The 4,561-nt window shown below is 47.8% G+C and carries 2 protein-coding genes; both read right to left on the bottom strand.

Annotated features, from left to right (window positions below; genetic code table 11):
• Window positions 1-130 precede the first annotated feature (130 nt).
• Complete coding sequence (locus ACTQ34_RS17510) at window positions 131-2,371, bottom strand: S-layer homology domain-containing protein (RefSeq protein ID WP_441364887.1); 2,241 nt, start codon at window positions 2,369-2,371, stop codon at window positions 131-133.
• A gap of 128 nt (window positions 2,372-2,499) precedes the next feature.
• Window positions 2,500-4,440 (bottom strand): methyl-accepting chemotaxis protein, encoded by a 1,941-nt coding sequence (locus tag ACTQ34_RS17515; protein WP_441364888.1) that lies wholly within the window; start codon window positions 4,438-4,440, stop codon window positions 2,500-2,502.
• Between the last annotated feature and the right edge of the window lie 121 nt (window positions 4,441-4,561).

A 4,561-nucleotide genomic window follows, 5' to 3' on the forward strand; every position in this document is an offset into this window, starting at 1 on the left:
TTTGATTCGATTCCATTCACTTTCTGTGAGTTCATATCGTTTCGTTCCCATATCAATAGTTTACTAAATCATATCCGTTTGTGCAACTTTTGTTTTTCAAACATGGCCTAAAGCCGAATCCGTTTTTCTATTATACATAGGAAGATGCAAGCTGAATATAGCGATACGCCCAATATGTATAGGGAACATCCTTATAAGAGATGCCTCCTCCACCCGACGAACGATTCAATACTCGGGTCATCATTGTGGCAACTTCGCTGCGCGCAATGTAGGCGTATGGCCGGAAGGTACCATCCGGATAACCATTGATCCAACCGGCTGATGTTGCATAGCGAATGGCACTACTGTTTGACGTCCCGCTGACATCACTAAACCGCGTCACACTGCTGCCCACACTTGGTGAACCAGACAAACGATAGAGCATCTCCGTCAGTTCACCGCGTGTGATATACTGATCCGGATAGAAGTACGTTGTCTGATCGATAATGCCTGCCCGCGCAAAAGCGTTCACTTCTTGCGTACACCACATCCCCAGCGGCACATCACTAAATACGCTCGTTGAATAGTTGTTTTCGATATTGACGGTACACATCCGATAAAGCATGACAACAGCTTCCGCACGCGTCATAAAGTTTTCCGGTCGGAATGTCCCATCGGAATAACCATTCATAAACGCGCTGCGGCTAGATGTATTCAGGCGAATCGTATTGGTTGGCGTTACCGGATCTTTGGAATAATATGCCCGTCCCGAAACCGTCACATTTTGGTCAATATCGGTCAAATAGACTGATACGACACCGTTTGAATTGCGGCTCATCTGATAGGTAGTGCTTCCAACACGGATTGAAGTTTTTTCCGCCCCTACAGTACGGCTGTTATCCCCCATTTTGACAGTAATTTCGTCAATTTGATAGTTGGTATCCGGGGTAAAGTAGAAGGTTACATCGTCCCCTGCATCAATTCTGCTTGAGGAAACACTCTTGGTAATCTTCATATGGCTGGAAGAATTGATAGTTAGATACGGTCTGGAAACCGAACTCGATCCGGACGACGTCGCGGACAACTTTACCGGCTCCGTCACATTATCGACGTATACCACATATTCTCCGCCGCCCACATCCTCAATCTCATAGTTCTTGCGGCCAACGCGTATTTCGCCATCCGACGGATCAGCTGAACCCGAGCTGTCACCCACGGTCAGCGTAATTTTCTGCACCGAATAACGGTCCGAGGTTGTGCTGACGTAAAACTCGACATCGTCTCCACGCGCTACCGTTTCCCCGCAATTGGTGTCAATATTGATGCGGGTGCCTTCATCCGTCTCGATCGGGATATTATTTTCATCGTAAGATGTTGAGAAAGTCACAACAGTATCCACATACATCTCCGGCAGGAAAAACCAAACCTCACCGGCTTTTTCATGTACCTGTACACGATCATTGCCCATTGTCAGGAAAGTCTGTCCCGTTGCCCAGCTTGCATAGCTTTTCCCGTAAGCCACTGTGCAGTCGCTGATGATATATCCGGGGCGCGTACTCACACGCACTTCGCAGGTTTCGCCTTGCCCAACACTGGTTACTCGGCTGCTTGGCCGATCCAGTTCAAGACCATCATCCACGTCAACGGTCAGCTTATACATAATCGGAATTTCTTCCACAACAGCTTCTACGTCCAGATTATCATACAGCTCTCCCGAAACCGTACTTTCCCCTTCCGCATTCCACGTCACATTCAAGCCATTCCAATCTGAATTACCAGCTGTCAGTGTTTCCTTTATTGTACCATATTGGACAATCAAGCTGCTTAACCGATATCCATCCTCCGGCACAACACTGAGCGAAATATTTTTTCCGCGCGAAACTTTACCGCTTTCATTGCCGTTCACTCTCGCATTCCCAGTTTCCTCATGAATGCGCATATCATATTCTTGAATCGTACTTTGACAACTAATATCGGCATCTAACTGCCCTACAACCGTTTTGTCTGCAGAAACCGTCAGGATAAAGCTACGCGAACGTTCCGGCCATGCGTCCATTTTGATGGAAACCCCTTTGGCCGTATCCTCCAGATGTGTGCTGTCCAGCTTAACTTCCTCCTGCTGCGCGGGCAAAGCTCCCTCCACAGTAAAAGTAACGTTATCCAGTCTACGCCCCACGTTTAGCGTGATCTTAAAATCCTGCTTCCCGCCGGATGCAATAAAAGTGGACTCTTCCGTAGGTTCTACGGTAAATGTATTTCTCACCGGTATTGCGACTGTCACGCCACTTTTTTTTTCCTGTTCGTCTCCCGCATCAGCAGTCAGAGCCACAGACGGGAGCATAATAAGCGCGGACAAAGTCAGCGCCAATAACCTTTTCCAGCCCCGTTTCATCTCAGTACGCCATCTCCTTCCTATCCCGAAAACATATATAAATATATCGTCCAAACTAAGATAAAAATAAGGATAAAAACCGACAACCCCCACCTGTATTTGGTGGGGGTTGTATTGTATCTATGAACTTATTCCTGCCGCAGCTGGAAACCGCCAATCAGAGATTTGAGCATCTCAGACTGACCAGACAACTCCTCGCTTGCTGCCGCGGACTCTTCCGCAGTTGCAGAGTTCGTCTGAACAACGCTGGAAATCTGGTCGATGCCCTGCGTAATCTGGACAATCGAATCTGTCTCGCGCTGAACCGCATCCGCAACCTCATCCATACCGGATACTGCGACGCTTGCCGATTCCATTACGCTGCCAACCGCTTCGCTTACCTTCTGCATCATGTTAACGCCTTCGTTAACTGCATCGATAGACTTCTCAATCAGATCCTTCGTTGCCTTAGCTGCCTGATCCGACTTATGTGCCAAGTTACGAACCTCATCCGCAACAACCGCAAAGCCCTTGCCAGCAGCGCCTGCACGCGCAGCCTCAACCGCTGCATTGAGTGCCAGAATATTGGTCTGGAACGCAATATTTTCGATGGTAGAAATGATCTTGCTGATTTCCTGCGAAGACTCGGAAATATTGCCCATGGCGGTGCCAAGCGTTGCAATATATTCACTGCTTGCCTGCAATTCTGCACCTGTGTTATCCGCTGCGCTTTTCGCCTGCAACGCAAGTTGAGCGGTGCGCTGGCTGTCACTTGAAATATCGTTAATCGTTGCCGAAAGTTCCTGAACCGCACTGGCCTGTTCGGTCGCGCCCTGTGCCAGCGACTGTGCACCAGAGGAAACCTGCTCCGCACCCGCAGATACCTGTACGGACGCGGTATTGATTTGCGCCAACGTATTGCTTAACTCCTTATTGATGCCACGCACATGCTGCAACAGCTGCTCATAGTCACCAATGTAATAGTTATAATCACGAGAGCGAACATTAAAGTTGCCACGCGCCATCTCACCTAGCAAATAGCCAATATCACCAATCAGATCCTGCAGATTTTTGACAATGCTCGCTGTCTGTTCTGCCAGTCTTCCCGTTTCGTCCTTGGAATGAATTTCAGGGACAGGCGAAGAAAGATCGCCCTCACTCAACTTATGAATGCGTTCAGCACAAAGCTGAATCGGCTTGCCAATCGACGTTGCCAAGCGAATCGCAATGAATACACCAATTAGAACGACCACAACAATCAGAATGCCAATAATAATTGCCGCAGTATAAACCGCACCCATGAAGTCTGTTTCCGGAGCAGCAACACCCAAACTCCAACCATCCGTATTATTAATCGGGGCATAAGCAAGCAACTTCGTAGTACCACTAATCTTATACTCACCTACACCGCTGTTGCCTGCCCGCATATCGGCAGCATAAATAGCAAGCTGCTTCAGCGAGGAATCCGACTTAGCTTCTTCCTCAATGTTCTGATTACCCACGGTATCCATTGTGATGTCAGCAATGGTAGTGCCTGTCTTATCCAGCATAAATGCTTCACTATTTGCGCTGACGTGGATGGAAGTCATAATATCGTTGAGGAAAGTTTCCTGCGGAACAAAGCAGACAACACCGACAATCGGCTTGCTGCTATCTCCGTCCTGATAGACCGGTGCTGCTACAAGAATAGAAAGCTCTCCCGTTACCTTGCTTACTGTCGGCGTCGAAACAAAGCTCTCGCCATTCTTGGCACGCTGGAAATACTCGCGATCCGAGTAATTATTGCCATCAAAATAGCTATTACCTTGCAAATCAAGTAGATTGCCACGTGTCATATTGTAATTTTTCGCCATCTGGTTGATGTACGTTTCTTTTTCTGCCACAGAAACATCATTGTTACTCAGAACATCGCTCTGACCAGCAGTGCTTGCAATCTCAATATAAGAACGCAACTCGTATTCCACGCGGCTCGCAGCGATTTCCGCTGTACCCTGCATTGCAGTCTGCAACATAGAATTCGAGCTTTGCAGGCTCATTGCAATACTGACAATGCCGATGACCAACATACCCATTACAATTGTGGCAACCATGCCAAGTAATATTTTGGAGTAGTACCCTGTAAGTGCAGTCGCAAATTCCCCAAAAATCTGTTAAACTGAACGAACAGAGACGGAGGGGATCGCAATGAAACGTTACAGCAAAGAATTTAAG

This window comes from Agathobaculum sp. LCP25S3_E8 (assembly GCF_052117165.1).
Classification (GTDB): Bacteria; Bacillota; Clostridia; order Oscillospirales; family Butyricicoccaceae; genus Agathobaculum.

Bases quoted from the DNA above. Each gene is read 5' to 3' on its own strand.
- ACTQ34_RS17510 (WP_441364887.1), bottom strand. From the start codon at position 2,371: ATGAAACGGGGCTGGAAAAGGTTATTGGCGCTGACTTTGTCCGCGCTT.
- ACTQ34_RS17515 (WP_441364888.1), bottom strand. From the start codon at position 4,440: ATGGTTGCCACAATTGTAATGGGTATGTTGGTCATCGGCATTGTCAGT.